Origin of the sequence: Burkholderia seminalis DSM 23518, from assembly GCF_902832885.1 — a bacterium.
In the GTDB taxonomy this organism is placed as follows: Bacteria; Pseudomonadota; Gammaproteobacteria; order Burkholderiales; family Burkholderiaceae; genus Burkholderia; species Burkholderia seminalis.
The window spans coordinates 74,349-100,125 of sequence record NZ_CADFDK010000013.1 but is presented as its reverse complement, the minus strand read 5'-3'; the positions used below and the strand labels follow the sequence as shown (position 1 = coordinate 100,125).

Genomic DNA, 25,777 nt, shown 5'->3' with positions numbered 1-25,777 from the left:
GCGCAGGTCCGGGTCAGGAAAGCGGTTTGCCGGCGGCGTCGTAACGTGGCCAGTAGTTTTCGAGCTTCAGCGTGCGCAGCGCGTTGTCGAGATACTTCGGCTCGAACCAGCCGTCGACGTCGACCGGCTGCCGGATCAGCTTCAGGTTCAGCGCATCCTGCGCGACGGCCTTGTAGCGTGCGATGACGAACGGATCGATCAGCGGGGACAGCCGGTCCTTCAGGCGCTGGTTCGCAAAGTCGGCCTGCCACGACGTGTACGGCACGCCGCTTTTCGTCCACAGCTTGAACAGCGCATCGCGGTTCGCCTCGTCGGACGACCATTGCGCGCCTTTCACGTACGCGGTGACGACGCGCTGCACGATGTCCGGGTGCGCGCGCTCGAAATCGTCGAGCACGAGCAGGTGGGTCTGCCGCGTCAACTGCGGGCCGTCGTTCTGCGATTCGTAGATGATCTTCGCGAGCCCCGCGTCGCGCAGCTTGTACAGCTGATAGTCGCCGACCGCCGCATCGATGCCTTTCGACGCGAGCGCGGCGAGCGAGCTGGCGGAGTCGAGGTTGATCACGCGCAGGTCGCGTTCGCCGAGGCCGTTCTTCGCGAGCGCGTTGTCGGCGACGAGCTGCAGGTTGGTGCCGCGGAAGATCGACACGCGGCGCTCTTTGAGGTCCTTGATCGAACGGATCGTCGAGTCGGGCGGCACCGCGATCTTGATGCCCGAGCGCACGCTGGCCGCGAGCAGCAGGTGCGTCTTGATCCCGTTCGAGCGGGCGAGCACGGCAGGCAGGTCGCCCTGGTACGCGAAGTCGAGCGCCTTGTTGGCGATTGCCTCGTTGACGGCCGGCCCCGCGCCCTTGAAGAACAGCCACTGCACCTTGATGCCGTCGGCGGCGAATTCCTTTTCGACGAGTTGCTGCAACTGCACGGTGGCGGCGCTCGATCCGCCGAAGGTCGGTGGATCGCCGGTGCCTTGCTGGGCGACGCCGATGCGGATGGTCGCGGGCTTGTCGGCATGCGCGGCGGCAGCCGGCAACGTAATGAGGGACGCGATCAGCAGCGATCGCAGCAGGCGCAGTGGGAGCATGAATCGATCGGTCAGGAGTACGTTGGAGAGGCGGCGACACGTGTCGGTCCGTCGAATCATTCTCGATGACGGGACGGGGGCGGACAAGAAACGATTTGAACTATGCTTATCGCGGGACGATGCAGGACGAAACCATGTCGCGCATGGCACGCAGTCGTTGCGGCTGCGTGCACGACGGCGGGAAGGTCGTCCGACTCGACGGTCGTACGGAGGGGGCACGCAAGTCCGGAAGCCGACACGCGCGCCGTGCCCGGCCGGGACATGCCGCGGCCCCGTCGAAAACCGTCAAGCAGACACGTTGCGAATCGCGATCGACGCGACGTCGACGCGCCGCGGCAGGATCGCGTCCGCCGCCGCGCGGTCGGCGACGCGCTGCAGCACGTCGATGTCGGCGCCGCTGAGGCTGCGCTGCGCGAGCGCCGCGCGGTGCGCGATGTCGGCGGCTGCGTCGGGCGGCAGGCGCGTGAGCGACGCATAGACGTTCGCGTAGTCGGCCGGGTGCGCCAGCGCCCATTGGCCCGCGCGGGCCAGCCGGGCGAGCACGTCCGCGAGCGCCGCGCGTTTCGCGGCGTCGTTCAGCGTCTCGATCGGCGACGTGAGGAAAGCGAGCCCCGAATTGATGCCGCTGCCGTCCCGGACGACGCGCGCGCCGCGTCGTACCGCATGCCCGTAGTACGGGTCGAAGGTCGCCCAGATGGGGATCCGTTTCGCCTCGAACGCGGCGAATGCGTCGACGGGCAGCACGAAGCGCACGTCGACGTCGCGCGGCGCAAGGCCGTGTTCGCGCAGTGCGCCATACAACTGGTATTGGGAAATGCTGCCGCGCGCCGACGACACGACGACGGCCTGCCCTTTCAGGTCGGCGACGGCGCGAACCGGCGAATCGGGCTGCACGACGATGCCGAGCGACGCCGGCGAGCCGACGCGCGTCGCGACGATCCGCAGCGACGGATCGCCGAGCGCGGCCGTCAGCACCGGCAGGTCGCCGGCCGGCGCGAGATCGATCGCGCCCGCGCGCTGGGCCTCGAACAGCGGCGCGGCGCCCTGGAAATTGGCCCAGCGGAACCGGTAGGGCGTGCCGTCGAGCACGCGCGCGGCCTCGGCCAGCGCGCGCAGGCCGCCGGCCTGGTCGCCGAGCACGAGCGTGACGCCCGACAGGTCGGCGCCGGCCGCATGAGCCGGCAGTGCGATACCGCCGGCGAGCGGGGCGGCGGCGAGCGCGGCAAGGCGCTGCAGCATGCGGCGGCGCGCTGCGGTGGAAGAGGGATTCATCGGCGGCATGTCCTGGGTGATCCGCGCTCGTGCGGCGCGGCTGCCGGGCAGGTTACGGAATCGGTTTCCGGCCGACAAACATCGAATCGTGCAATGCATATTCGCGCGGCGACTGCCGGGCCGGCCTCGACGCGTGCGGGCGCCGTTCTCAGGCGGCGTTCGAGCCGGCCGGCACGACCGTGCGCAGGAACGCGCGCACGGCCGGCGCTTTTTCGAAGCGCCGGTGCGCGAGCGCCAGCTCCGACACGATCGGCTTGCCGGCGATCGGCCGGTACACGACGCCCGGCAGCGACACGCAGCCGGCGAGCGCATCGGGAATCACCGCGACCCAGCCGTTCACGGACACACAGGCGAGCACGGCGAGCAAGCCGCCCGGCCGCGCGGCGATCAGCGGTGCGAAACGGCCGCGGCGCGCGACGTCGAGTGTGCCGCGCTCCTGTTCCGGCACCGCGAAGCGCGCGCCGGCGAGGTCGGCCGCCCGCACGGTCGACGCTTCCGCGTAGCGCGAATCGGCCGGCACGGCCGCGACGAACACGTCGCGCTGCAGCGTGACGATCCGCAGGCCGCCGGGCAGCGGCAGCGGCGGGCGCACGTACGCGAGGTCGAGCCGGCCCGTGTCGAGCTGGTTCGCGACGTCGTCCATCGGCACTTCGCGCAGGTTCAGCTCGATGCGCGGGTGCGCGGCGCGGAACGCGCCGACCGTGCGCTGCAGCGTGCCCGAATAGACGGCGGACGACACGTAGCCGATCTCGATCCGGCCGAGTTCGCCGCGCTCGGCCAGCGCGGCGAGTTCGCGGCCGCGCTGCAGGTGTTCGCATGCGGCGCGTGCTTCGGCGAGATAGGCCTCGCCGGCGGCGCTCAGCGTGACCGCGCGGCGCGACCGGTGAAAGAGCCGCACGCCGAGCACGCGTTCGGCTTCCTGGATCTGCCGCGTGAGCGCGGGCGGCGCCATGTCGAGCGCTTCGGCCGCGCGGGCGAAATGCAGGTGCTGCGCGACGCTCAGGAACGCGCGCACGTGACGGAATTCGAGCCGGTCCATGATTGCAATTTTCGTCAACAAAACAGCATGTGAGTGTCAATGACAGGCAATACCGGGCAAGCCTAGCATACGGCTTGTCCATCCTGCTCCGGAGTTGCCGATGTCCCAGTCCTCACCCGCGTCGCGCGCGGCCGCGGCTGCCGCCCCGCATGCGGGCGCCCGCCTGCCGGCCGCCGCGACGCTCGCGGTCGCGTCGGCGACCTGTTCGCTGATCGTGCTCGACACGAACGTCGTCGCCGTATCGCTGCCGAGCATCGCGCGCAGCTTTCATGCGAGCTTCGCCGACATCGAATGGGTCGTGAGTGCGTACATGACCGCGTTCGCCGCGTGCCTGCTGCCGGCCGGCGGGCTCGCCGACCGCTTCGGGCGCAAGCGGATGCTCTTCGCGGGGCTCGCGCTCTTTTGTCTCGCGTCGCTCGGCTGCGGCGTCGCGCCGTCGGCCGGCTGGCTGATCGGCGCGCGCGCGGCGAAGGGCGGCGGCGCCGCGCTGCTGCTGACGGCCGCGCTCGCGGTGATCGCGAACCGTTTTCCGGACGGGCGCGAACGGGCGCGTGCGTGGGCGATCTGGGGCATGTGCATGGGGATCGCGACGGCGATCGCGCCGCTCGTCGGCGGCGCGATCACGCAATGGATCGGGTGGCGCTGGGTGTTCCTGCTGAACCTGCCGGTCTGTGTGCTGCTGGCGGCCGGTGCGCGCGTCGCGATCCACGAGTCGAGGGATCCGCACGCGAAACGCGTGGACGCGGCCGGCAGCCTGCTGTTCGGCGCGGCGCTCGCGTGCGCGATCGCGGCGCTGATCGGCGCGCCGGCGCACGGCTGGCTGTCGGCCGCGACGCTCGGCCGGCTCGCGCTTGCCGCGGCGCTGCTGGCGGCGTTCATCGGCGCGGAGCGCTGGCAGGCGCGGCCGATGATCGATCTCGCGCTGTTCCGCCAGCCGCGTTTCGTCGGCGCGGTGCTCGCGATGTTCGGTTATGCGGCGTGCGCGCAGGTGATGATGACGTTCCTGCCGCTGTACCTGCAGAACGCGTTCGGGATGTCGGCGATCGACGCGGGGCTCGGGATGCTGCCGTTCGCGTTCGCGATGATCGCCGGCCCGTCGCTCGGCGCGGCGCTTGCCGCACGCGTGTCGTCGGGCGGCGTGCTGGCGGGCGGGCTCGCGCTGATCGGCGCGGGCAACCTCGTCACCGCGGCGCTGACGGCCGGCGGCGACTACCGGCTCGTCGCGCTCGGCATGTTCGTGACGGGCTGCGGCGCCGGCATCATGAACGGCGACACGCAGAAGGCGATCATGGCGTGCGTCCCGGCGGACCGCACGGGCATGGCGTCGGGCATCAGCACGACGACGCGCTTCACGGCGATCGTGACGGCCGTCGGCGTGCTCGGTGCGGTGCTGACAGCGAGCACGCACGCGCGGCTCGACGCGCTGCTGAGCGCCGCGCCCGGCCTGCGTGCATTCGCCGATGCGCCGTTCATGTCGAGCCTGCTGGCCGGCGACCTGGCGCAGGCACTCGGCCGCGTGCCGCCGTCGGCCGTGGGCATACTCGCCAAGGCGGCGCCCGTCGCGTTCGCAAGCGGGTTCGCCGCTGCGCTCACCGCGAGCGGCGTGCTGGCGCTCGGCGTGGCCGTCGTTGCATACAAGCTGCTTGCGCAACCGATGCGCGACGGTGTGTAACGCCGTACACGGTGCGCTGTCCGGTGCCTCGTCAGTGCTTCAGCGCATCGCGGCTGGTTTCCGCGTCGTGCAGCGCACGCGTTGCGTCGCGCAGCTTGCGCTGCTTGTCGGCGAGCTTGCGCTGCGCCTTCGCGAGCTTGCCCGCGTCATCGCGCGTTTCCGCTTGTCGCACCGCGGCTTCCGCCTCGTGCGCCTCGTCGCGTGCCTTCGCGAGATCGCGCTGCTCGTCGCGTACCTTGCGTTCGGCGCGCGCAAGCTGGCCGGCGTCCGTGCAGTTCGCACCGATCGCGTCAAGCGCGGCTTGCTGGCGCATGGCCTGTTGCGTATTGCCGTGCAGTTTCGCGTAGTCGATCTGCGTCTGCAGCGCGCGGATGCGTGTCGCGCAGTCCTGCGTGTCGGCCGTCGCGGGCGGGCTGGCGAGCGTTGCAAGTGCAAGCGTGATGGCGGTCAGGGGGCCTTTCATCGGGGATTCCTCGGTATGTTGCCGGCGACAGCGCATGCGGCCGGCGGTGTGCGAGACGACGCATGGCCGTTCGTCGGTCCGCATTGTGCAAGGCGGACCCGGGCGGGTAAATAGGATCAGTCTGACATGCGATCGACAGCGCGCGGCGCGGGCACCATCGATGCGACGACGTGAGGTATGCGTCAATGGCGTCAGTGCGATTTCGTCGTGAGACGCGCATGACGCGCGACACGCGCGACGAACGGCTGCCGCCCGGTACGGCAGCGCGTGGTCCGGCGTGCGCGCGGCCGTCGCGGCGGTTCGGACTCGGATGGCGCGAGCGGTGCGGGCAAGCCGGCGGCGGCGACCGCCGCGACCGCCGGCAGCATCGCTTCAGCCTCGAGCCATGCGTGCGTCGCCTCCGCGATCAGCCCGCGCAGCCAGCTCACGCCCTCGGCGCACGATCCCGCTTCGTTCCACGTCATCCGGTACACGATGTCCGGCGGTTCGGCCGGCAGCGCGATCGCGGCGAGCGGCAGCAGCTTCGCATAGTGCCGCGCGAGCCGGTACGGGGTCGTGAGGATCATATCGGTGCGGACGAGCGCGTGCGCGGCAAGCTCGAAGTGCGGCAGCGTGACGACGATCCGCCGTTGCAGGCCCACGCGTTCGAGCTGCCGGTCGATCGCGCCGGACGCTTCGAGCCACGACGGCGTCGGGCACAGCTGCGGCGCCGCCACGAAGTCGGCGGCCGTCATCGCGCCGCGCCGCGCGAGCGGATGCGTCGCGCGCATCAGGCACACGACGCGGTCGTCGAACAGGTCGTCCTGCCGGAAGCGCGACCGGCGTGCGGGGCGGTTGTCGATCACGACGTCGAGCTCGCCGTCGGCCAGCGCACGCTCGTCGTCGAAACCGTCGCCAAGCGGATGGAAGACGAGTTGCGCGTTCGGCGCGCGCTCGCGGAACAGCGCGACGAGCTTCGGCACGAACAGCACGTTCAGGTAGTCGGGGCAGCCGATCCGGTAGGTGCGCACCGACGTGCGTGCGTCGAACGTCGGCTGCTGGATGCGGATGAAGTCGATCACGCGCAGTGCGTTGCGCAGCGGCTCGATCAGCCGCGCTCCGAACTCGGTCGGCACCATCCCGTAGCGGCTGCGTACCAGCAGCGGATCGCCGAGCAGCGTGCGCAGGCGCTTGAGCGCGGCGCTCGTCGCCGGCTGCGACATGTTCAGGCGCACGGCCGCACGCGACACGGTGCGCTCGGTCAGCAGCACGAGCAGGATGCGCATCAGCCGCGCATCGAGCACGTCGAGCGCGCCCGTGGCGTCGGCCGCGTCGCGCGGCAGGGTGGTCGGGTCTAGCGGGTCCCGCATGCCGATCCGTCTCCCGGCGATACCGTGACCGCGCGCGACGCGACTGCCGGCCGGCGGCCTGGTGTCATTTTGCGAAGGCTCCCGGCCAGCCGACGATCCGCTTCGGGCGCGGCGGCGCGTACGTGCGGACCTTCGACGTCTTCAGCTTCAGGCGGACCAGCGACTCGGCGAGCGCGACCGCGGCCGATACGCCGTCGACGACCGGCACGCCCGTGCATTCCTCGATCTGCCGGTCGAGGCCGGCCATCCCGCCGCAACCGAGACAGATCACTTCCGCGCGGTCGTCCTGCACCGCGCGCTGCGCCTGGCCGACGATCGACTCGATCGCGCGGGCCGGGTTCTCCTCGAGTTCGAGCACCGCGAGGCCGCTGGCACGCACCGACGCGCAGCGCGCATCGAGCCCGGCCAGCTTCAGGCGATCCTCGATCAGCGGCACCGTGCGGTCGAGCGTCGTGACGACCGAGTAGCGATGGCCGAGCAGCATCGCGACGCTCGCGGCCGCTTCGGTGATGTCGACGACGGGCACCGTCAGCAGCTCCTGCAGGCCTTCGCGGCCGTGTTCGCCGTAGCCGGCCTGGATCACCGCGTCGTACGGTTCGTCGTAGCTCGACACGCGGTCCATCACGGCGATCGCCGCGAGGTAGCTCTCGAAGTTGCCTTCGATCGATTCCGCGCCGAAGCGCGGCGTGAGCCCGACGATCTCCGTGCCGGGCGATGCGACGGCCCGCGCCTGCGCGGCGATCGCGTCGGTGATCGACTCGGTCGTGTTGACGTTGACTACCAGGATTCTCATCGGTGGCTCCGTGTGCGTGTGTGTCAGTGTTGCGCGCAGTCGACCGCGATGGGTTCGCCCGAGCGCTCCTCGTATTGCCGTTTGCGATCGGCCAGCAGCCAGTACACGCTGCCCGCGATCGCCGCGCCGAGCAGCCAGGAGAACGGTGTCATCGCACTGAAGGCCGGCACGACCGCGAGCGTGATCGAGATCAGCGCGGACGGCACGAGCGCCGCGAGCGCCTTGCGGTTCACGCCGCGCGTGTAGAAGTAGGCGCCGCTCGGCGCTTCGGTGTAGAGGTCGGGCACGTTCACGCGCTGCTTGCGCACGAGCCAGTAGTCGACCGTGATGATCCCGTACAGCGGGCCGAGCAGCGCGCCGAGGCCCGACAGGAAGTAGACGATCACGATCGGGCTGTTGTACAGGTTCCATGGCAGGATCAGCACCGCGATCGTCGCGCTGATCAGGCCCGCGCGGCGGAACGACAGGCGGTGCGGCGCGAGGCTCGTGAGCACGAAGGCCGGTGCGACGAAGTTCGCCATGATGTTCACCGCGACCGTCACGATCAGGAAGGCGAGGCAGCCGAGCACCAGGAACAGCTTGTTCGGCACCGTCGCGATGATCTCCGTCGGGCTGTGGATGATGTGGCCGTTCAGCTTGAACTGCGCGCCGGCCAGCACGAAGCTGATCGTCGCGAACACGAGGATGTTGACCGGCAGGCCCCAGAAGTTGCCGACGCGCACCGTCTTCGCGCTCGGCGACGAACGGGCGAAATCGCAGAAGTTGAGCACCAGCGTGCCGTAGATCGCGAGCCACAGCGAGCCGCCCGCGAAGATTTCCGTCCACATCTTCACGCCCGTCATCGGCTTGCCGATCGACATCGCGAGATGGCCGCCCGTGCGGCTGAACATCCACGCGGCGAGCGACAGCGTCGTGACGAGGATCACCGGGCCCGCGAGCCCCTCGTACTTGCGGACCATTTCCATCCCGTACGTGAGGATGCCGATCTGCACGAGCCAGATCGCGACGAACGTGATCCAGCCGAGCGTCGACAGCCCGAAGATCGCATTCTGGTCGAACGCGGCGAGGCCGGGCCAGATCGCGGTAAGCAGCACGCGCAGCACGACGGACGCGAGATAGGTCTGGATGCCGAACCACGCGATCGCGATCACCGCGCGGATCATCGCGGGCAGCAACGCGCCGTAGATGCCGAAGCTCATCCGGCTGATCACCGGGAACGGCACGCCGGTCTTCTGGCCCATGTAGCCGGTGAGGTTCATGAAGCAGTACACGAGCACCGCGCCGATCGCGAGCGACGCGAGCATCTGCCAGCCCGACAGGCCGAGCGCGAACAGCCCGATCGCGAACGAGTAGTTCGCGATGTTGTGCACGTCGTTGGTCCACAGCGCAAAGATGCTGTAGCGGCCCCACGTCCGGCCTTCGGCCCGGGTCGGCGCGAGGTCGGGATTGTGCAGCCGCGGGCTCAGCGCGGGGTCGCGCGCGGCCGGATCGGTTCGATGCGATGCGTCGTCCGCGCCGAGCACGATGCCCGGGCGGTGGGTGGCTTCCAGTTGCACGCCATTGTCTCCTTCCATGTGCGGGGCGCGAAACCGGCGGCGTGGGTACGCCGTGCCGGCCCGGGCCGCCGTGGACGTTATGTCTCGGATTTGTTCGCGAGTATGGAAGGCGGTCGCGGCGATGGGAAATTAAATATTCGGCTGGGTGTCATTTGAAAAATGAATGGAGCGCGCGCGGCCGCGGCGGCCGGGCGGCGGCACGCAAATTGCGGGTCAGCGGGTTCCATCCACATCGACATCAGCGGAGGTGTCATGCAGCGATATTCATTTCGTCACGTATCGCGAGCCGTCTTCGCCGGCATCCTGATTGCGGGCCTGGCGGCGGGCGCGGGCTGCCAGAAGAAGGGCGACAACGGCGGCGGGGCCAGTTCGGACGCCGGCGCGACGGGCGGCATGTCGGCCGCGCCGTCCACCGCGCCGTCGGGCACGCCGAGCAGCGGAGCGGCCGGCAGCAGCGGAGACAGCGGCGCGAGCCTGCCGGGCGCGGCCTCCGCGCCGGGCGGCGCCAGCGGCGGCTGACGAGCGCTTGACCGGACGGGCGGCGCGCCGGCTGCGTGCGGGTGTGCCGTCCGCTTTTTTGCGTGCGGCGCCCGGCGGCGTGCGTGCGCGTGGCCGGCCGCATGAAAGATTTGCAAGGACGGTTGTAGCGCTTTCCGGACCGGCGGCGACGGCATGACGCCGGCGCTGGCGGGCCGGGCAAGGAGGTGCGATGCAGAACGCGGAATCAAACCCGACCCCGGAAAAGCAACGGGAACAGATCGAGAAGAGCCCGGTGAAGACGCCGGCGGCGGGCGACATGCCGGATGCCGCGACCCAGGCCGCGCAGGTGGCGCGGCATCCGATGACGCCGGAGGCGATCGCCGGGAAAATGCCGACCGGCCTGCCGCCGATCGACGTCGACGCGCATGCGGTCGACAGCGGCGATCCCGTGCGCCGGGCCGCCGGCCGGATCGTCACGCTCGACAACGCGAACATGGCGATGACCGACAACACGGTCGATGTCGACGGCAAGGGCATGGAGGCGCGCACCGGTGCGTCGGAACTTCAGGACAACGTGATTTACTCGAACGCGTCGCTGGACGACGCAGTCGAGACGCCGGACGAAGGGCTCGCCGGGATCGAGAGCCGGCCGTCCGGCAACCTGCCGCAGATCGCGACGCGGCCGGGCTGGCGCGTGCGCCATGTCGGCGATGTCGATGTCGAACACGGCGACGGTACGCGCGCCGAGCACGTGATCCGTCTCGAGCGCGTCGACTGATGCGCGGGGCGCGGTCGCGGCGGCCGCCGCGACCGTCGGCGGTCCTTATTGCGGACCGAGCTCCTGCGCGGACGTATCGGCGTCGTTGCCCTGCGCGACGAGCACGTGAATGTCGTTCGGCGTCACGTCGCCGACCCCGCCCGACGGAATCGTCAGCAGCAGCCAGTCGGCATTGTTGTTGATGGTCACCGGTGCGGTCTTGAGGATCGGCGACTTGCTGCCGGCCGTCGTGACGATCACCTGGTAGCTGCCGCCGTTCAGGTAGGTCGAATCCTGCGTCGTGGCCGGCACCGCGTTCTGGTAGGCCGCGCCCGCCATCGTCGGGCTTTGCGTCGTGATGTCGGTGCCCGGCGGGACGACGTACACGTCGACGTTCTGCGCGTTCGGCGACGCGTTGAAGCTGCGCACGCGCGCCTTGTCGGACAGCAGGCCCTTGTCGTACGGATCGTCGATCACGGAGATCAGCGACGTCGTGCTCGGCAGCGCGATCGTCGTGTAGTGGTGGCCGTTCGACGCGCCGAACGATTGCGCGGCGATGGTCGTCGTCGTGCCCGAGACGTCGTAGCTCGCGTTTTGCGTACCGGAGTCGATGTCGTGATAGCGCGTCACGCCCTTGTAGGCGACGCCCGCCTGGTCGATCTTCGCATTCAGGTAGTAGTCGAGATTCGGGCCGGCCGGCACCGCGTTGATGAAGCGCGCCTGCGGCTTCGAGATACCGAGTTCGGTGCCGGCGTCGTCGCCGCCACACGCCGCAAGCACGGAAACGATTGAGCACAGGGCCGCTACCGTTCGTATTGATTTCATGTTGTCCTCTCGTTCAGGGAACCTGCTGACGATGCGGGACCGCCGCGCGAAGCGTCGCGCGGTGCGCAGCGCCGGTTGAGGGAAGGATGTCGACCGCCGGGAAGGCGGACGCGGGGATGGCGCAAGCGATGTGCCTGTGCGGGGAATCCCGCTGGATGACGGCGGGGGCGCACGCCGGTGCGGCGGCGTGCGCGGGAGGGGCGGGGGGCGGGGCGGGTCGCGCGGCCGGCGCGGTTGTAAAAAAGACAGCGTCGCGCGGGCGACGCGATGCGTCAGCGGTTCACGAGCCTGGCCGGATACGCGAGCGCGAGTGCGCAGCCGACCACCATGTACGCGGCGAAGCCATACAGCCCCGCGCTCTGGGAATGGAACGTGTCGCGCAGCCAGCCGATGAAGTACGTGCTGCCGAACCCGCCGAGGTTCGCGATCGAGCACGCGAATGCGATCCCGCCGGCAGCGGCAGAGCCCTTCAGGAACGTCGACGGCAGTGCCCAGACGACCGGCATCGCGGCCGCCGCGCCCGCGTTGATCAGCGAGAACAGCAGCACCGTTCCGAGCGTGCCGTGCGGCGACGAGGCCGCGACCGCCAGCGCGACGGCCGACACCATGAACGGCACGACGATATGCCAGCGGCGTTCGCGCACACGATCGGAGCTTGCGCCGCAGTACAGCGTGGCGAGCACGGCGGCGGCATTCGGGATCACCATCAGCCAGCCGATGTGATACGCGTCTTTCACGCCGGTGTCGCGCAGGATCGTCGGCAGCCAGAAACTCACCGCGTACAGGCCGAGCAGGACGCACAGGTCGATCAGGCCGAGCGCCCACACCTTCGGATCGGAGAATGCCTTGCCGAGCGCATGGCTCTTGTTGCCGGCGGGATCGGCGTCGAGATTCGCGCGCAGCGCGCGTTTCTCGTCGGCGTTCAGCCATTGCGCGGATTCGATGTTGTTGGGCAGCCAGCGCAGCACCGCGAAGCCGAGCAGGACCGACGGCAGCGCCTCGAGCAGGAACAGCCACTGCCAGCCGCCGAGCCCGTGCACGCCGTCGAACGCGCGCATGATCCAGCCGGAGATCGGGCTGCCGATCATGCTCGACAGCGGCAGGCCGACCATGAACAGCGCGACGATCCGCGCGCGGCGCGCATCGGGATACCACTGCGTCAGGTACAGCAGCACGCCCGGCAGGAAGCCGGCCTCGGCGGCGCCGAGCAGGAAGCGCACGAGGTAGAACTGCATCGGCGTATGCACGAACATCGTTGCACCCGACAGCAGGCCCCACGTGATCATGATCCGCGCGATCCACAGCTTCGCGCCGACGCGTTGCAGCACCAGGTTGCTCGGGACTTCGAACAGGATGTAGCCGCCGAAGAACAGGCCGGCGCCGAGGCCGTACACGGTGTCGCTGAACTTCAGCGCGTCGAGCATCTGGAGTTTCGCGAGGCCGATGTTGATGCGGTCGAGATAGGCCGCGAAGTAGCACAGGCAGAAGAGGGTGATGAGGCGCAGCGTGACCTTGCGATAAAGCGGGCCGTGCAGCGCGTCGTCGGCGGAAACGGCGGCGCTCGGGTGTACGGTAGACATGGGACTGCCCCTGTTCGAGTGTGACGGATGAATGGGTGGCTCGATCGACGCGCGCGGTGTTTTCGCTGCGCCCCGGAGTCTGTATATCACGGCAATTAAATAGCGTACACACTAGAAAATACCGAATCGAACAGGCATGAATCCGGCCGCCGGGAGGAAAGCGTTTGCGAGTGAAAAACCGCGTTTATGAAGCGGTTTTTTGCAATGTTTAGTGTGCGCTTAAAAGATCGATCCGGGTACGGCGGCATGCACGAAATTCGTGCGTATGCGCTCAAAAAAGCAGTGTGTGCGCGAAAGCCGGCCATCACGTGCGAGTGTGCATGCGGCAGCCGCTGCGGACGCGCGCGGCGGCCGTCGAGCGGGTGCCGTGATCGAGCGATCCGCTGCTGCCGGAGGCAGCGTCGGGAGCGGGGCGTGCCCGATGCGGCGAATCCTGATGCACCGCAATGACGCAACGCTCCGCCCGCCGATTGCACCGATTTGAGGGTGTACACTGCTTGTCTTTCATTGACACGCGGCACGGGCCTGCACGTTCATGGCTTCTTCCAAGGATTCCTACGACTTTCACGACCAGGTCGGGCACCTGCTGCGCCGCGCGTATCAGCGGCACGTGTCGATCTTTCAGGAAGCGATCCCCGATTCGGACCTCACGGCCGCGCAGTTCGTGACGCTGTGCGCGGTCAAGGAGCGGCAGGCGTGCTCGCTGAACGACATCGTCAAGGCGACCGCGATCGACCAGGCGACGATCCGTGGCGTCGTCGAGCGTCTGAAGGCGCGCGCGCTGATCGAGGTGCTGCCCGACCCGAACGACGGCCGCAAGCTGCTCGTGCGCGCGACCGCGCCCGGCCTCGCGCTGATCGACCGCACGGTGCCGTTCGCGCGGCAGGTGACGGAGCGCACGTACGGCGCGCTCAATCCGGGCGAACGTGTCGCGCTGCAGTTCCTGCTGCGCAAGATGATGGACGAAGACGGCGACGCGTGACATGCCGGCAGCGCGGGCCCGGCTTACGTCGCGCCCGCCGCGACGGATGCGCCGGCTTCGTCGGCGCGCATCAGCCGGCCGGCTTCGCGCAACGCGGCGCGCACCGTCTCGGGCGTAAACGGCGGCGCGTGGAACCGCACGCCGGTCGCATCGAACAACGCGTTGGCAACCGCGGCGGGGCCCGGCACCGACGCCGATTCGCCGGCGCCGAGCGGCGGCTCGCCCTGCCTCGGCATCAGGACGACATCGACGTCCGGTACTTCCGCGAACGTCAGGATCGGATAGCCGGCCCATTCGCGCGACGCGACCTTGCCGTCCGCGAACCGTACGCGCTCCTTCAGCGTACGGCTCAAGACCTGGATCACATTGCCGTGGATCTGGTGGCGCACGCCATCCGGATTGATCATCGTGCCCGTGTCCTGGCCGACCGTCACGCGTTCGATGCGGATGTCGCCCGATACGCGATCGACGCTCAGGTCGACGATCCACGCCGACCACGCCGCGCCGAATCCCGGGAAGCGGCTGTGTACGTAGCGTGCGTAGGCGATGCCGCGGCCGCGCACGTGCCGCGACCCGTCGTGTTCGTGAGGCGGGCGCCGCGCGCGCGGCGTCCAGCCCGCGCGGTCGGCCACGGCCTGCAGCAGCTCGGCGGCGCGCGCGTCCTGCAGATGGCGCAGCCGGAACGCGAGCGGATCGATGCCGGTCAGCGCCGCGCATTCGTCGGCGAATGCGTCGTGCGCGAACGAGTTCGGCAGCGCCGATACGCCGCGCAGCCATGACGCGCGCACGAGCGGCGCGAGATCCTCGCAGACGAAGCGGCGATGGGGGCTCGCATACGGCGACACGGCCGTGCGGTCGCCCATTTCGAACACGCGCGGCTCGGGCGCGATCGCGCCGGTCAGCAGCGCCGCGAGCAGCGGCGCGTCGTTCGACGGATAACGTGTCGTGAAGTCGTAGCCGAGCAGGCGGCCGTCGCGTGTGACGGTGCCGGTGACCTGCATCAGCTGGGCCGTGCCTTTCGGTTCCCACAGGTGCTCGTCCGCGCGGGACAACTGCACGCGCACCGGGCGGCCGATCGCGCGCGACAGCAGCAGCGCATCGCCGCACACGTCGTCCGCGCCGTTGCGGCCGTAGCAGCCGGCCGCCTCCATCCGCACGACGTCGAAATCGGCTTCGTCGCGCGCGACGAGCGTCGCGAGGTCGTGGCGCAGCGACACGGGGTTCTGCGTGCCGGACCAGACGGTGATCCGCCCGTCGCCCGGTTCGCGATAGTCGGCGAGCGCGCAGGACGGGCCGATCGAGCCGTGCATCTGGAACGGCCACGCATAGGTGCGCGACAGCGTGATCGTGTCCGGTTGCGTTCGCGCGGCATCGACGTCGCCTTCGTCGAGCAGCACGCGGCGCGCGGCCGGCGCCGCGGCGATGGCGGCGGCCGGATCGTCGAGCGGCGGCAGCGCGGGATGCGGCCGCCACGTCACGCGCAGCTGGCGCGCCGCGCGGATCGCGTGTTCCTCGCGCTCGGCGACGACGCCGACGAAATCGCCGAGCGCGACGACGGCCACGAGCCCCGGCACGTCGGCCACCGATGCACGGTCGATGTCGACGAGCGACGTGCCGACGAATGCGCCGCTGTCGTGGCCCGCGTACGGCGGCCGCACGACGCGGCCGTGCAGCATGCCCGGCACGCGCATGTCGTGCACGAACGTGAGCTCGCCGGTCGCCTTCGCGGGCAGGTCGACACGCGGCGATGACCGGCCGACGAGCCGGTAATGCGCGGGGTCCTTCGTGCGCGTAGTCAGGTCGAGCGTCAGCGCGATCCGGCGCGTGGCGACGAGCGCGGCGAACGTGATCGCCTGCCCGTCGGCCGAAATCGTTCCATCGTCGACGCTCAGGCGCGCCGCATCGACACCGAATCGCCCGGCGGCAAGGGCCAGCAGCGCATGGCGCGCCTGCGCGGCCGCGCAGCGCAGCGGCGTCGCGGAAATCTGGATCGTCGCGCTCGCGATGGTCGGGCCCTGGTTCGGTGTCGCGGCCGTGTCGCCGAGCACCATCGTCACGCGCGCGGCCGGCACGTCGAGTTCCTCGGCGACGATCTGCGCGAGCGACGTGCGGATGCCGGTGCCGAGATCGACGTGGCCGTTGAACGCGAGGATGCGGCCGTCGTCGAGAATCGCGACGAAGACTTCGGGCCATGCCGGCACGTAGGACGACAGGCTGCCCGGCTGGCCGGGGGCCGGCTTGACGGGCGGCGCGGGTGGCCGGATCACGGTCAGGCAGCCGTTGCGCGCGAGCAGTTCGGAGCGGTTCACGGGGGAGGTGTCCTGTCGGGGGCGGCGCGGCCCGCGGGCGGTGGCGTCGGGGAGCGTTCGGGCGGCGGCGTGCGTGAAGCGAATCTAGGCCGCCAAAAGCGCAGCGTCAATCGCGGGCGATGCCGGTGCCGCCCGCGACCGGTCGCGACTCAGCGCGTGCGGGCCGGTGCGGCATCGATCGCCGCGATCGCGTCGTCGAGCGGCAGCACGGCTGCATATTTCTGCTGCATGTCGAACAGGTTCGCGTCGTGCGGCGCGATCGCGCGATCGCCGACGCAATCGGCGAGCACCAGCGGACGGAAGCCGTGCGACATCGCGTCGACGACGCTCGCGCGCACGCAGCCGCTCGTCACGGCACCCGCGACGAGCAGCGTCTGTACCGCGCGCTGCGCGAGCCACGGCGCCAGCTGCGTGCCGAAGAACGCCGACGGCACGGTCTTGCGCACGACGAGTTCGCCCGGCGCGGGCGTGAGTTCGGGCACGATCGCGCTGTTGGGGTGATGCTCGGTCAGCGTCGCCATGCCGGGCACCTTCAGCGAGAACACGTTGTCGTCGCTGCCGTCGTCGGCATACACGATGCGGCTGTGCGCGATGGGCCAGCCGCGCGCGCGGGCCAGCGCGAGCGCATGCGTCGTGCGTGCGATCGCGGGCGCGATGTTGCCGCCGCCGAACGTCGCGGGATCGGCGAAGCCGACCACGAAATCGACGATCAGCAGGCCGATGTTGCCGTGCGGCGGCAGCGGCGTGCCGAAACCCTGCTGGCGATACACGTTCGCTTCGGCGTGACGGGAAAGATCGTTCATGGTGTCGGGTGCTCGTCGGTCAGGCGGGTTGGTCGGTCACGCGGCCGTCGCGCACGACGGTTTCGCCGTCGAGTTCGACCGTGCAGCGGCGCAGCGGGATGTCGATGTGGCAGGTGGTCGTGCGCGTGCCGCCGCCTTCGTTGTTCGGGCCGAGCGAGAACAGGAAGTTGCCTTCGAACGCGCGCGCATCCATCCCGATCGTCGCCTCGCGGTCGTACAGCCCGAGCGTCGACCAGCGCGCGCGCGGCTGCAGCCCCCAGCCGATATGCGAAATCGCATAGCCTTCGGGATCGGCGAACGTTTCCATGTAGTCGCGCAGCAGGTCGGCGTCGACGCCGCCTTCGATGCGCGTCGCATAACCGCCCTCGACCGTCAGCGCGATCGGTTCGGTCACATAGTGCTTCTGCGGCAGCAGGATGTCGCCGCGATCGATCACGATCGTGCCGCGCGCGGTGCGGTCGTTCGGGTAGGTCAGCGCGAAGCCGCTCGGCCAGTGGTCCCAGCGGCCCGGCGCGTCGACGAAGCCGTATTCGGCCGTCGGCGGGAATTCGCCGAGCGGGCACACGAGCGCGGTGCCGGCCGCCGACGTCACGCGCATCTCGCGGGCGGCGGCGATGGTCTTCGCGGCGGCGAGCACGCGCGTGCGGTCGGCCGGCGTCGGCACCATCCGCACGAGCACTTCGGGCGGCTCGACCGCGAGCAGGATCTTCGTGCCCGATTTCAGGATCGCGTGCTGTTCGGGCGAGAACAGCAGCGTCATCAGGTCGAGCACGAGGTCGCTCTCGCGCAGCGCGGCGATCGCGGCCTTGTTGCCGGTCAGCGGCGTCGTGCCGAGATAGGCGAGCGGGTCGCGGCTGAATGCCTTGTCGCCGTTCACCGGCGGCAGGTCGAGCCGGTTGACGATCGCGCCCATCGATTGCGTCGCGATCAGCGCGCACGACAGCGTCTGCGGATGGGTGGCCGCGCTCGTCAGGATCGTGACGGTCTGGCCCGGTTCGAGGCGCGACAGCGTGAGCACCTGCTTCCACGCGTCGATCAGTTGGGTATCGCTGACGGGCATCGTCGGCTCCGGTTATGGCGTGAAGAAAAGGGGCGGGCGTCGGGCGGTCAGGCCGCGAGCGGCGCGCCGAGGAAGTCGCCGAACGCCGCGTAGAAGCCCGCCGCGTTGTCCCATGGAATCATGTGGCCGGCGTCGGGCACGCGCACGTGCCGCATCGACGGCGTCGCGCGCTGCAGTTCGGCGACATCGTCGTCGCGCACCACGTCGCCGCGCTCGGCCGTGATCAGCAGCGACGGCACGGCCAGCTGCGCGGCATCCGCGTGGAAATCGTCGGTATGGAATCCCTCGTATGAAGCGCGCACCGCGCGTTCGTCGCAGGTATGCAGCCATTCGGCGCGCAACTGCAGTTCGGCATCGGTCCAGGTCGGACAGAACACGCGCATCCCGTCGGCGTCGGTGCCCGCGCGGGCCAGCGCCATCGAGTCGATGTACCACGGCAGCTTGCCCGGATAGTCGCGGCGGTTCGGGCCCGAGACGGGCGGGTCGACGAGCACGACCGATTCGAGCCCGCGGATGCCGCGCCGCGTCGCGCGCGCGGCGATCCGCGCGCCCATCGAATGGCCGACGAGGCTCGTGCGCGGCAGGCCGAGCGCGGCGACCAGCGCCGCGATGTCGTCCGCCTGTGCGTCGAGGCTGTAGTCGAGCGACGGCGACGCGTCCGACAGCCCGCGGCCGCGCACGTCGAGCACGTAGGTGTCGAATGCCGCGCCGAACGTTTCGCCGACGAAGCCCCACGTGATCGCGGGGCTCGTGATGCCGGGGATCAGCACGATCGCCGGGCGCGACGCGCGCGCGCCGGCCGTGCCGCCATAGCGCAGGTAGTGCTGGCGGATGCCGTTCGCGCGGATGTTCGCGCCGTAGAGGAAGGTCGAGGACATGAAGGGACTCCGTTCGAAGGGCGCGCTCAGTACGCGCCGGACAGCAGCGCGCCGGCGCCCGGCACGACGGGTTCGAGATCGAGCTCGCGCAGCATCGCGTAGGTGGTCGCGATCGCGGCCGTGACGACCGGCTTGCCCGTCATCGCCTCGACCTTCGCGACGGCCGGCAGCGACGGCATCTGCACGCACGCGGACAGCACGATCGCATCGGCGTCCTGGTACGGCAGCGTCTTCACGATGTCGGGCAGGCGCGCCGGATCGTGGCGGCCGACGTCGAGATTGTCGGGAATCTCCAGCGCGCGGTAGGCGAGCACGTCGAAGCCTTCGTGGCGGATGTAGTCGACCACGAGTTCGGTCAGCGGCAGCATGTACGGCGCGACGACGACGATGCGCTTCGCGCCGATCACCTTCAGCGCGTCGACGAGCGCACCCGCGCTCGTCAGCACGGGCGCCCGCGCGCCGTTGTCGGCCGTGTGTTTCGTGAGGCGCGCCTGCGACACGCGGTGGTAGCCGTGCCCCATCGCCATGATCGCGACGAGGCAGGCGTAGCCGAGCACGTCGACGCGCGCATCGCTCAGTTCCACCGCGCAGCGGTCGGATTCGGCATCCATTGCCGCGAGTTCTTCCTTGACGACCTTCTTCATCCGCATCCGGCTCGAATGGAACGTGAAGCGCTCGGGACGGATCGTTTCGCGCAGCCGCAGCATCGCCGGGATCTCGGTTTCCATCGTCGTGTTGGAACTCGGCACGATCTGGCCGATGCGGTAGGTCTTGCTCATGACGGGGGCTCCGTGTCGGTAAGGGAGGGCGGCACGCAGGTGCGGGATCGCCGGATGTCGAGCAAAGTCTAGTGTGTACATTTGAAAATGGCAATGGATCAAAATGAGGTCACGCGTGAAATGCCTGTTTGTATAGATGGATATACGAGGAATTATTGGTGTTTTCCCGTATGTGACAGAGACGCCAAACAATCCGCTTGTCCTGAATAAATTGAGTGTGTACGCTACATAAACGCCATTCAATCCGCCCGTATCCGTGCCGTGTTCGGCGCCGGGCTCACGATCAGGAGATCCGCATGAGCAAACCCCGTATCGCAATCATCGGCGCCGGTCTCGGCGGCACGGCCGCGGCTGCGCTGCTGCAGCGCGGCGGTTACGACGTCGCGCTGTACGAGCAGGCGCCCGCTTTTTCGCGCCTCGGCGCGGGCATCCATCTCGGCCCGAACGTGATGAAGATCATGCGGCGCATCGGCTGCGAGGACGCGCTGGAGACGATGGGTTCGCATCCGGATTGCTGGTACAGCCGCGACTGGCGGACGGCCGACGTGCTGTCGCAGATCCCGCTCGGCGACTACGCGCGCAAGACGTACGGGGCGAGCTACCTGACCGTGCACCGCGGCGATTTCCATGCATTGATGACGCAGGCGGTCACGCCCGGCACGATCCGCTTCGGCAAGCGGCTCGCGGCGGTCGAGGACACCGGCGATGCGGTGCGCCTGACGTTCGCCGACGGCAGCGTCGAGACGGCCGACATCGTGATCGGTGCGGACGGCGTGAATTCGCGGATCCGCGAGCATCTGCTCGGCGCGGAACCGCCGCGCTACACGGGTTATGTCGCGCACCGCGCGGTGTTCCCGGCGTCGCTGCTCGGCAACAAGCCGTACGACATGTGCGTGAAGTGGTGGTCCGAGGATCGCCACATGATGGTCTACTACGTGACCGAGAAGCGCGACGAGTACTACTACGTGACCGGCGTGCCGCAGGCCGAGTGGCCCGAGGGCGTGTCGATGGTCGACAGCAGCCGCGACGAGATGCGCGAGGCGTTCGCGGGTTTTCACGCCGACATCCAGCACCTGATCGACGTTTCGCCGTCGATCACCAAGTGGCCGCTGCTCGAGCGCGATCCGCTGCCGTTGTGGAGCCGTGGCCGTCTCGTGCTGCTCGGCGACGCATGCCATCCGATGAAGCCGCACATGGCGCAGGGCGCGGCGATGGCCATCGAGGATGCCGCGATGCTCGCGCGCTGTCTCGACGAAGTCGGCGTCGGCGACTACGCGGGCGCGTTCGCGCTGTACGAGGCGAACCGTGCGGCACGCGCGTCGAAAGTGCAGCGCGTGTCGCACAACAATACGTGGCTGCGCACGAACGAGGATCCGTCGTGGGTATTCGGTTACGACGTGTTCGACGTGCCGCTCGTCGCGCCGTCGCGCGGCAACGTGGCGGCCGCGGCCTGACGCGTCCACGGTGCCCGCGCCGGGCCGGCGCCTGGCCGTCGCGGGAATCGTGGCGCGCAGGTACGTGCGCATTTCGGCGTGTTATATGTCAGGGGCGCGCCGGCGGGTGCCAGCCGGCGGCCGTGCCCGTCGCCGGCCGTCACGGCCGGCACGCCGCATTCCGGATCCATTCAATGTCCCATCCCGCATCTCCGTCGCGGCCGCTGGCGTTTCGCGTGAACGGCACGCCGCACACCTTCGACGAGGCCGCACCCGACGCGCCGCTGCTGCTGGTCCTGCGCAACGACTGCGCGCTCAACGGCCCGAAATACGGCTGCGGGCTCGGGCAGTGCGGGGCGTGCACGGTGCTCGTCGACGGGCAGGCGACCCGCTCGTGCGTCGTGCCGGCCGCCGCCGCGAACGGGCGCGACGTCACGACGCTCGAAGGGCTCGGCTCGCGCGACGCGCTGCATCCGATCCAGCGCGCGTTCGTCGAGGAGCAGGCCGCGCAATGCGGTTATTGCCTGAACGGGATGATCATGAGCGCGAAGGTGCTGCTCGAACGCAACCGCGCGCCCGACGACGCGGCGATCCGCGACGCGTTGCGCTTCAACCTGTGTCGCTGCGGCACGCATCTGGAGATCATCCGTGCGGTGCATCGCGCCGCACGTTATCTGCGAGACGGCGATGAAGCGTGATGCGCGCCTGCCTGCGCAGCCGGAGCGCGCGGCGGCGCCCGACACGCGCGACGCAACTGCCGCCGAGGCATCGCATGCGCACCGCGCGCGCTACGAATGGCCGATCGGCGACGCGCACGCGCGTGCATCGTTCGATATCGAAACGCAGACCGCACCCGACGGGCGGATGATGGCCTGGCGCTATCGCGCGCAGGCGGCCGGCGCGGCTGGGCACGATGCTCGCGGGGCTGAAGACGCGCGAACGGATGCGGGCCCGGCGTCGCCGTTCGTCTACCGGCACGCGCGGACGTCGATCGAGCTGGCCGATGCCGGCGCAGCGATTCCCGGCCACGCGCACGCCTTTGCCCGCGAATCCTTCGTCGACGAGCTCGCCGGCGCGTTGCGGCGCGACCCGGTCGCGCTGCGGATGCAGCATCTCGATGCCGCGCGGGATGCGGGGCCGCGCGAGACCATCCGGATGGTCAGCGAGCGCGCCGCGTGGGGCGCACCGGTCGCGGCCCGCGCGACCCCGCCGTCGACGCTCAGCGGTCGCGGCTTCGCCTTCGACGGCGAGCCCGCGGCCGAATCCGGCGACACCCGTCATGACGGCGATCCGCACTGGTCCGCCTGGGTCGTCGATCTCGATGTCGACCGTGCGACGGGCGGCGTCGCGGTGCGGCGCGTCGTGGCTGGACAGGGCGTCGGCGAGCCGGGCGACGCGTCGACGGTCGGCGTGCCCGCGTGGCAGATCGAAGCGGCGATTTCGCGCGTGATGGGGACGCGGCTGACCGCGCGTCCCGCGCATGACGAAACCGGGGCCGACGCGCAGCCGGACGCGATCGCGCTCGAGCTGGCTGTATCCGACGCAGCGGCGCCCCGTGCGCCCGGCGAGCTGTCCGGACACGATGCGCGGCGGATCGAACAGGCGGCCGCGCCGGCCGCGGCTGCGATCGCGAACGCGCTGTACGACGCGACGGGCGTGCGTTTTCGTGCGCCGCCGTTCGATGCCGCGCGGATTCGCGCGGCGCTTGCGCAACCGGTGCCGGTCGATGCCGCCGGCGGGTTGCATGCGGGCCCGCGCCGCGCGTCGCGCTGGCGCCGCTGGCTGGCCGGCGCAGGGGCGGGCGGTGTGGTCGGCGGGCTGCTCGGGCTGGCGTGCGCGATCCTGCCCGGGCACGCGCCGATTGCACCGATTGCGCCCGGCGGCGCGGACGGCGCGATGTGGAGCGCCGCGACCCTCGAACGTGGCCGCCAGGTTGCCCTCGCCGGCGATTGCGCGGTGTGCCACACGGCGCCCGGCGGCGCGACCAACGCTGGCGGGCTTGCGCTCGATACGCCGTTCGGCACCATTTACACGACGAACCTCACGCCCGATCCGGAAACCGGCATCGGCGCCTGGTCATATCCGGCGTTCGCCCGCGCGATGCGAGAAGGCATCTCGCGCGACGGCACGCACCTGTACCCGGCGTTCCCTTATACGGCGTTCGCGAAGCTGAGCGAGCCCGACTTGCTCGCGCTCTATGCGTACCTGATGTCGCAGCCGCCGGTGAAGCACGTGCCGCCGCCGACCAAGCTGCCGTTCCCGCTCGACCGGCGGCGTCTCGTTGCCGGCTGGAACTGGCTGTATCACGACGCGCGGCCGTTTGCGCCGGACCCGGCGCGCTCGGCGATGTGGAATCGCGGCAAGTATCTGGTCGACGGCGCCGGGCACTGCGGCGCATGCCATACGCCGCGCAACGCGCTCGGTGCGGAGAAGGGCGGCCTGGCCTACCTGTCGGGCGGCGAAGCCGAGGGATGGGTCGCGCCGCCGCTCGTCGCGTCGCCGGCTTCGCCCGTGCCGTGGACCGAAGGCGCGTTGTTCGACTATCTGCGCACGGGCTTCTCGGCGCAGCACGGCGTCGCGGCCGGGCCGATGGCGCCGGTCGTCGCGGGGCTCGCGGCGCTGCCCGAGCACGACGTCCGGGCGATCGCGCACTATCTGGCGTCGCTGTCGCCGCCCGTCGATGCCGCGCTCGCCGCGGACGCGGCGACCCGCCAGATGCGCGGCGCGGAAACCGTCGCGACGCTCGGCCTCGAGAACGGCCGCCGCGCGTTCGACGCGGCGTGCGCGGTCTGTCATGCGGAATCGGGCGGCGTCGGGCATTTCGGCGTGCGTCCGCTGATGGGGCTCAACACGAGCGTCAGCCAGGCGGCGCCGGACAACCTGCTGCGCGTGCTGCACCACGGGATCGCCCAGCCGGCGACCGACCATCTCGGCTACATGCCGGGCTTCGGCGAGGCCTTCGACGACCGCCAGATGGCCGAGCTGGCCGCCTACATCCGGGCGCGCTACGCGCCGGGGCAGCCGGCGTGGCGCAATCTGGCGGAAACCTCAGCGAGGATCCGCCAGGCGGGCGTGCATTGACCGTCGCACCGATGTGAGCGGCCGGACCGGCATGGGGCAGGGCGAAATGACCTGTCCGACGAAAACGGTCGCTGGCGATGGCTGTAAATCTTGCCTGAATCGGCCATCGTTTAACCATTCGAAACAATGTGTTCACTGAAAGGGGCATGATCTCCGGCGATCGGGCAGGCATACTGTCGCCTATGTTGCTCAATGCACGTCGGACGGCGTGCGCTTGCCCCCATGTCCCTTCCAGTCTCTTTTCGAACCCTGCGATGGTTGACCGTCGCGGCTGCCGCATGCTTGCTCGCCGCGTGTTCGACCGCTTCCGACGTGACCGCGACGTCGAACCCGAACGTGTACACCGTGACGACGCGCACGGTCGGCGTGTCGACGACGTGGGCCGACGCCCACGAGAAGGCCGTCAACGAAGCCACCAACTACTGCACGCAGCGCGGGATGCGCGCGAGCATGAAGACGGAATCGCTGACCGGCGGCCGCCGTGTCGACGCGCGCTCCGAACTCGCGTTCGAGTGCCATCCGACCTTCGAGACGGCCTCGAACCCGCGCGGCTGAACGAACGGCGGTGCGGTCGCACCGCCTGCGCCCGGCCCGGCGCCCGCATTCCTCCCCCTGTATGCAGACCGACCCGCGAGGCCGGACCCGCCCGTCGCGGGTCGGTGCACGTGCGGCGTCGGCCGTGCGGGTCAGGCCGGCTGCGCCTCGTACAGCTTCACGCACGCGGAGAAGTCGAGCGTGCCGAGCCCCTGCTGGCTCATCGACTGGTAAAGCTGCTGCGCGAGCGCGCCCATCCACACCGGTTGATGCGCGCTCCGCGCGGCCTCGGTCGCGAGCCCGAGGTCCTTCAGCATCAGGTTCGCCGCGAAGCCGCCCGCATAGCCGCGCGCGGCCGGCGCCGTCTCGCTCACGCCCGGATACGGGTTGTACGTATCCGAACTCCAGCAGCGGCCGGTCGACGTGTTGATGATGCCGGCCAGCACGGCCGGATCGATGCCGAGCGCCGCACCGAGCGCCATCGCTTCCGACACGCCCATCATCGAGATCCCGAGCAGCAGGTTGTTGCAGATCTTCGCGATCTGTCCGGTACCCGTGCCGCCGCAATGCACGACGTTCTTGCCCATGTCGAGCAGCACGGGGCGGATGCGCTCGAACAGCGCACCGTCCGCGCCGACCATGAAGGTCAGCGTGCCGGCCTGCGCGCCGCCGGTGCCGCCCGATACCGGTGCGTCGGCGAGCGGGAAGCCGCGTTGCGCGGCGGCGTCGGCCACCGCGCGCACGGTGCCGGGATCGATCGTGCTGCAGTCGATCAGCGTCGCGCCGGCGCGTGCGCCGGCCAGCACGCCGTCGTCGCCGAGATAGACGGTGCGCACGTGCTGCGCGGCCGGCAGCATCGTGATCACGACGGCGCCGTGCGCCGCCGCTTCGCGCGGCGAGCCGGCCGCCGTCGCGCCCGCGCGCAGCGCGGCATCGACCGCGTGCGCGTCGAGGTCGAACACCGTCAGCGCATGGCCGGCCTTGAGCAGGTTGGCGGCCATGGGGCCGCCCATGTTGCCGAGCCCGATGAATGCGATTTCCATGTGCAGGC

At 70.1% G+C, this 25,777-nt stretch carries 23 protein-coding genes; 8 read left to right on the top strand and 15 right to left on the bottom strand.

Going from position 1 to position 25,777, the window contains the following annotated elements:
• Positions 1 to 13: 13 nt before the first annotated feature.
• The 3 genes from HWX00_RS29605 to HWX00_RS29595 all read right to left on the bottom strand — a co-directional run bounded on the left by HWX00_RS29605 (position 14) and on the right by HWX00_RS29595 (position 3,392).
• Positions 14 to 1,081, bottom strand: coding sequence for an ABC transporter substrate-binding protein (locus tag HWX00_RS29605; protein WP_059558284.1), 1,068 nt, complete (start codon positions 1,079 to 1,081; stop codon positions 14 to 16).
• Positions 1,082 to 1,366: 285 nt separating this feature from the next.
• Complete coding sequence (locus HWX00_RS29600) at positions 1,367 to 2,353, bottom strand: ABC transporter substrate-binding protein (protein WP_175028881.1); 987 nt, start codon at positions 2,351 to 2,353, stop codon at positions 1,367 to 1,369.
• Positions 2,354 to 2,501: 148 nt separating this feature from the next.
• Positions 2,502 to 3,392: a LysR family transcriptional regulator gene (locus HWX00_RS29595; protein WP_034185872.1), complete on the bottom strand. Its 891-nt coding sequence runs from the start codon at positions 3,390 to 3,392 to the stop codon at positions 2,502 to 2,504.
• A 100-nt stretch (positions 3,393 to 3,492) separates the two neighbouring features.
• Between HWX00_RS29595 and HWX00_RS29590 the strand changes: the two genes are divergently transcribed.
• Complete coding sequence (locus HWX00_RS29590; protein ID WP_175028882.1) at positions 3,493 to 5,064, top strand: MFS transporter; 1,572 nt, start codon at positions 3,493 to 3,495, stop codon at positions 5,062 to 5,064.
• A gap of 31 nt (positions 5,065 to 5,095) precedes the next feature.
• Here the strand turns inward: HWX00_RS29590 and HWX00_RS29585 are convergent, their stop codons facing one another.
• The 4 genes from HWX00_RS29585 to HWX00_RS29570 all read right to left on the bottom strand — a co-directional run bounded on the left by HWX00_RS29585 (position 5,096) and on the right by HWX00_RS29570 (position 9,243).
• Positions 5,096 to 5,527, bottom strand: a complete 432-nt coding sequence (locus tag HWX00_RS29585) for a DUF1090 family protein (RefSeq protein ID WP_034185874.1) — start codon at positions 5,525 to 5,527, stop codon at positions 5,096 to 5,098.
• A 191-nt stretch (positions 5,528 to 5,718) separates the two neighbouring features.
• Positions 5,719 to 6,876, bottom strand: coding sequence for a LysR family transcriptional regulator (locus HWX00_RS29580; protein WP_175028883.1), 1,158 nt, complete (start codon positions 6,874 to 6,876; stop codon positions 5,719 to 5,721).
• Positions 6,877 to 6,940: 64 nt separating this feature from the next.
• Positions 6,941 to 7,669 (bottom strand): aspartate/glutamate racemase family protein, encoded by a 729-nt coding sequence (locus tag HWX00_RS29575; RefSeq protein ID WP_059558278.1) that lies wholly within the window; start codon positions 7,667 to 7,669, stop codon positions 6,941 to 6,943.
• 23 nt (positions 7,670 to 7,692) lie between these two features.
• Positions 7,693 to 9,243: an NCS1 family nucleobase:cation symporter-1 gene (locus tag HWX00_RS29570; protein ID WP_175028884.1), complete on the bottom strand. Its 1,551-nt coding sequence runs from the start codon at positions 9,241 to 9,243 to the stop codon at positions 7,693 to 7,695.
• A 234-nt stretch (positions 9,244 to 9,477) separates the two neighbouring features.
• Here HWX00_RS29570 and HWX00_RS29565 point away from each other — a divergent pair, with 234 nt between their 5' ends.
• Positions 9,478 to 9,744 (top strand): hypothetical protein, encoded by a 267-nt coding sequence (locus HWX00_RS29565; RefSeq protein ID WP_034185878.1) that lies wholly within the window; start codon positions 9,478 to 9,480, stop codon positions 9,742 to 9,744.
• A gap of 190 nt (positions 9,745 to 9,934) precedes the next feature.
• Positions 9,935 to 10,483, top strand: coding sequence for a DUF3005 domain-containing protein (locus HWX00_RS29560; protein WP_034185879.1), 549 nt, complete (start codon positions 9,935 to 9,937; stop codon positions 10,481 to 10,483).
• A 45-nt stretch (positions 10,484 to 10,528) separates the two neighbouring features.
• On the opposite strand, the gene HWX00_RS29555 is transcribed toward HWX00_RS29560, so the two are convergent.
• Together HWX00_RS29555 and HWX00_RS29550 are read right to left on the bottom strand one after the other, a co-directional pair.
• Positions 10,529 to 11,287, bottom strand: a complete 759-nt coding sequence (locus HWX00_RS29555; protein WP_034185880.1) for a DUF4397 domain-containing protein — start codon at positions 11,285 to 11,287, stop codon at positions 10,529 to 10,531.
• Between the two features lie 272 nt (positions 11,288 to 11,559).
• The gene (locus tag HWX00_RS29550) at positions 11,560 to 12,867 is read right to left on the bottom strand and encodes an MFS transporter (RefSeq protein WP_175027908.1); all 1,308 of its coding nucleotides are present in this window, start codon (positions 12,865 to 12,867) and stop codon (positions 11,560 to 11,562) included.
• A 535-nt stretch (positions 12,868 to 13,402) separates the two neighbouring features.
• On the opposite strand from HWX00_RS29550, the gene HWX00_RS29545 reads away from it, so the two are divergent.
• Positions 13,403 to 13,849, top strand: a complete 447-nt coding sequence (locus tag HWX00_RS29545; RefSeq protein WP_059558275.1) for a MarR family winged helix-turn-helix transcriptional regulator — start codon at positions 13,403 to 13,405, stop codon at positions 13,847 to 13,849.
• Positions 13,850 to 13,872: 23 nt separating this feature from the next.
• On the opposite strand, the gene HWX00_RS29540 is transcribed toward HWX00_RS29545, so the two are convergent.
• From HWX00_RS29540 to HWX00_RS29520, 5 genes are all read right to left on the bottom strand, one after another.
• Positions 13,873 to 16,158: a xanthine dehydrogenase family protein molybdopterin-binding subunit gene (locus tag HWX00_RS29540; RefSeq protein ID WP_175027907.1), complete on the bottom strand. Its 2,286-nt coding sequence runs from the start codon at positions 16,156 to 16,158 to the stop codon at positions 13,873 to 13,875.
• Between the two features lie 149 nt (positions 16,159 to 16,307).
• Positions 16,308 to 16,961: an isochorismatase family protein gene (locus tag HWX00_RS29535; RefSeq protein ID WP_175027906.1), complete on the bottom strand. Its 654-nt coding sequence runs from the start codon at positions 16,959 to 16,961 to the stop codon at positions 16,308 to 16,310.
• Positions 16,962 to 16,980: 19 nt separating this feature from the next.
• Positions 16,981 to 18,021: a 2,5-dihydroxypyridine 5,6-dioxygenase NicX family protein gene (locus HWX00_RS29530; RefSeq protein ID WP_034185885.1), complete on the bottom strand. Its 1,041-nt coding sequence runs from the start codon at positions 18,019 to 18,021 to the stop codon at positions 16,981 to 16,983.
• A gap of 47 nt (positions 18,022 to 18,068) precedes the next feature.
• Entirely contained in the window at positions 18,069 to 18,899 is an 831-nt protein-coding gene (locus HWX00_RS29525) for an alpha/beta fold hydrolase (protein WP_175027905.1), read from the bottom strand.
• A 26-nt stretch (positions 18,900 to 18,925) separates the two neighbouring features.
• On the bottom strand, positions 18,926 to 19,678 hold the full coding sequence (locus HWX00_RS29520) for a maleate cis-trans isomerase family protein (protein WP_034185887.1): 753 nt from the start codon (positions 19,676 to 19,678) through the stop codon (positions 18,926 to 18,928).
• Positions 19,679 to 19,974: 296 nt separating this feature from the next.
• Between HWX00_RS29520 and HWX00_RS29515 the strand changes: the two genes are divergently transcribed.
• The 4 genes from HWX00_RS29515 (at position 19,975) to HWX00_RS29500 (ending at position 24,747) form a co-directional block, all read left to right on the top strand.
• Positions 19,975 to 21,132: an FAD-dependent monooxygenase gene (locus tag HWX00_RS29515; protein WP_069705070.1), complete on the top strand. Its 1,158-nt coding sequence runs from the start codon at positions 19,975 to 19,977 to the stop codon at positions 21,130 to 21,132.
• Positions 21,133 to 21,305: 173 nt separating this feature from the next.
• Entirely contained in the window at positions 21,306 to 21,809 is a 504-nt protein-coding gene (locus HWX00_RS29510) for a (2Fe-2S)-binding protein (RefSeq protein WP_175027904.1), read from the top strand.
• Complete coding sequence (locus tag HWX00_RS29505; RefSeq protein WP_175027903.1) at positions 21,799 to 24,192, top strand: c-type cytochrome; 2,394 nt, start codon at positions 21,799 to 21,801, stop codon at positions 24,190 to 24,192. Before HWX00_RS29510 ends, HWX00_RS29505 begins: the two co-directional genes overlap by 11 nt.
• A 222-nt stretch (positions 24,193 to 24,414) precedes the next feature.
• Positions 24,415 to 24,747 (top strand): hypothetical protein, encoded by a 333-nt coding sequence (locus tag HWX00_RS29500; protein WP_175027902.1) that lies wholly within the window; start codon positions 24,415 to 24,417, stop codon positions 24,745 to 24,747.
• A gap of 131 nt (positions 24,748 to 24,878) precedes the next feature.
• Here the strand turns inward: HWX00_RS29500 and mmsB are convergent, their stop codons facing one another.
• Positions 24,879 to 25,769 carry a 3-hydroxyisobutyrate dehydrogenase gene (gene mmsB, locus HWX00_RS29495; protein WP_059558268.1) on the bottom strand — a complete coding sequence of 297 codons (891 nt, stop codon included), beginning with the start codon at positions 25,767 to 25,769 and terminating at the stop codon, positions 24,879 to 24,881.
• Positions 25,770 to 25,777: the final 8 nt, after the last annotated feature.

Coding starts and splice junctions, on each gene's coding strand:
- HWX00_RS29565 (WP_034185878.1), top strand. CDS start 9,478: ATGCAGCGATATTCATTTCGTCACGTATCGCGAGCCGTCTTCGCCGGC.
- HWX00_RS29570 (WP_175028884.1), bottom strand. CDS start 9,243: ATGGAAGGAGACAATGGCGTGCAACTGGAAGCCACCCACCGCCCGGGC.
- HWX00_RS29530 (WP_034185885.1), bottom strand. CDS start 18,021: ATGCCCGTCAGCGATACCCAACTGATCGACGCGTGGAAGCAGGTGCTC.
- HWX00_RS29575 (WP_059558278.1), bottom strand. CDS start 7,669: ATGAGAATCCTGGTAGTCAACGTCAACACGACCGAGTCGATCACCGAC.
- HWX00_RS29555 (WP_034185880.1), bottom strand. CDS start 11,287: ATGAAATCAATACGAACGGTAGCGGCCCTGTGCTCAATCGTTTCCGTG.
- HWX00_RS29605 (WP_059558284.1), bottom strand. CDS start 1,081: ATGCTCCCACTGCGCCTGCTGCGATCGCTGCTGATCGCGTCCCTCATT.
- HWX00_RS29545 (WP_059558275.1), top strand. CDS start 13,403: ATGGCTTCTTCCAAGGATTCCTACGACTTTCACGACCAGGTCGGGCAC.
- HWX00_RS29520 (WP_034185887.1), bottom strand. CDS start 19,678: ATGAGCAAGACCTACCGCATCGGCCAGATCGTGCCGAGTTCCAACACG.
- HWX00_RS29600 (WP_175028881.1), bottom strand. CDS start 2,353: ATGAATCCCTCTTCCACCGCAGCGCGCCGCCGCATGCTGCAGCGCCTT.
- HWX00_RS29590 (WP_175028882.1), top strand. CDS start 3,493: ATGTCCCAGTCCTCACCCGCGTCGCGCGCGGCCGCGGCTGCCGCCCCG.
- HWX00_RS29510 (WP_175027904.1), top strand. CDS start 21,306: ATGTCCCATCCCGCATCTCCGTCGCGGCCGCTGGCGTTTCGCGTGAAC.
- mmsB (WP_059558268.1), bottom strand. CDS start 25,769: ATGGAAATCGCATTCATCGGGCTCGGCAACATGGGCGGCCCCATGGCC.
- HWX00_RS29550 (WP_175027908.1), bottom strand. CDS start 12,867: ATGTCTACCGTACACCCGAGCGCCGCCGTTTCCGCCGACGACGCGCTG.
- HWX00_RS29515 (WP_069705070.1), top strand. CDS start 19,975: ATGAGCAAACCCCGTATCGCAATCATCGGCGCCGGTCTCGGCGGCACG.
- HWX00_RS29595 (WP_034185872.1), bottom strand. CDS start 3,392: ATGGACCGGCTCGAATTCCGTCACGTGCGCGCGTTCCTGAGCGTCGCG.
- HWX00_RS29500 (WP_175027902.1), top strand. CDS start 24,415: ATGTCCCTTCCAGTCTCTTTTCGAACCCTGCGATGGTTGACCGTCGCG.
- HWX00_RS29580 (WP_175028883.1), bottom strand. CDS start 6,876: ATGCGGGACCCGCTAGACCCGACCACCCTGCCGCGCGACGCGGCCGAC.
- HWX00_RS29525 (WP_175027905.1), bottom strand. CDS start 18,899: ATGTCCTCGACCTTCCTCTACGGCGCGAACATCCGCGCGAACGGCATC.
- HWX00_RS29535 (WP_175027906.1), bottom strand. CDS start 16,961: ATGAACGATCTTTCCCGTCACGCCGAAGCGAACGTGTATCGCCAGCAG.
- HWX00_RS29585 (WP_034185874.1), bottom strand. CDS start 5,527: ATGAAAGGCCCCCTGACCGCCATCACGCTTGCACTTGCAACGCTCGCC.
- HWX00_RS29560 (WP_034185879.1), top strand. CDS start 9,935: ATGCAGAACGCGGAATCAAACCCGACCCCGGAAAAGCAACGGGAACAG.
- HWX00_RS29505 (WP_175027903.1), top strand. CDS start 21,799: ATGAAGCGTGATGCGCGCCTGCCTGCGCAGCCGGAGCGCGCGGCGGCG.